This window comes from Modestobacter sp. KNN46-3, from assembly GCF_011039295.1.
The window spans coordinates 1-1,302 of record NZ_JAAKGN010000331.1; the positions used below are offsets into that span (position 1 = coordinate 1).

The 1,302-nt window shown below is 69.4% G+C and carries 1 protein-coding gene and 1 other annotated feature; the gene reads left to right on the forward strand.

What is annotated here, in order from left to right; all coding sequences use genetic code 11:
* Positions 1-52: 52 nt before the first annotated feature.
* Positions 53-1,287 (forward strand): IS3 family transposase gene (locus G5C62_RS27060; protein ID WP_241176174.1). Its coding sequence is split into 2 segments (ribosomal slippage): positions 53-332 and positions 332-1,287, totalling 1,236 coding nucleotides; the frame shifts between segments, so codons are not numbered across the junction.
* Positions 331-444, forward strand: a sequence feature (AL1L pseudoknot). It overlaps the preceding gene by 114 nt.
* Positions 1,288-1,302: the final 15 nt, after the last annotated feature.

A 1,302-nucleotide genomic window follows, 5' to 3' on the forward strand; every position in this document is an offset into this window, starting at 1 on the left:
TGTCCCGCCCCGGGTCTGATGGAGGCTCTCAATCCACGTGAGGATGAGAGTCATGGCGGCACCGAGGAAGTACCCCGACGAGCTGCGGGAGCGGGCGATCCGGCTGGCGGTCGACGCGCGGCGTGACCCCGCGACCCGGACTGGGGCGTTGAAGCGGATCGGTGAGCAGCTGGGGATCAACCCCGAGACGCTGCGCAACTGGGTCACCCAGGCCGAGATCGACGAAGGCCACCGGCCCGGCACCACCACGGACGACGCCACCCGGCTGGCCGAACTCGAGCGCGAGGTGCGGGAGCTGCGCCGAGCTAACGCGATTCTGAAGAGCGCGTCGGCTTTCTTCGCGGCGGAGCTCGACCGCCCACAGCGGTGATTGTCGAGTTTATCGACGCTCACCGGGAGGAGCACGGGGTCGAGCCGATCTGTGAGCAGCTGCAGATCGCCCCGAGCACCTACTACGCCCATCGGAACCGGCCGCCCTCGGCGCGGTCGGTCACCGACGCATCCACCACTGCGGTGATCGAGCAGGTGCATGCCGAGAACTTCGGCGTCTACGGCGCCCGGAAGGTTCATGCGGCGCTGCGCCGGCAAGGCCAGGCGGTGGCCCGCTGCACCGTCGAGCGACTGATGCGCTCGGCCGGCCTGCGCGGCATCACGCGGGGTAAGGGCCCGCGAACCACCGTGCCCGGCACCGGCCCGGACACCCGCCCGGACCTGGTCGATCGCGCGTTCACCGCGACCGGCCCGGACCAGTTGTGGGTCGCCGACATCACCTACTGCCGCACGTTCTCCGGCTGGGTCTACGCCGCGTTCGTCGTCGACGTCTACTCCCGCCGAGTGGTTGGCTGGCAGCTGTCGAAGTCCCTGCGTACCGACCTGGCCCTGGACGCCCTCGAGATGGGCATCTGGACCCGCCGCCGGACCGGCCGGGACCTCGGCGGGCTGGTTCACCACTCGGACAAGGGAGTCCAGTACGTCGCGGTGCGCTACACCCAGCGGCTGGCCGAGGCCGGCGCGGTTGCCTCCGTCGGCTCCACCGGCGACTCCTACGACAACGCCCTCGCCGAGGCGTTCAACTCCCTGTTCAAGGCTGAACTGGTCCGCAACAAGGGTCCCTGGAAGGGCATCGACGACCTCGAGATCGCCGTGGCCGAGTACATCGACTGGTTCAACCACCGACGGCTACACGGCGAGATCGGCCTCGTCCCACCGGCCGAGCACGAAGACAACTTCTACCGGCACAACACCGCGGCGACTACCGTCGCCGCGTCAGTTCCGAGCCTCCACTGAATCCGGGGCGGGACA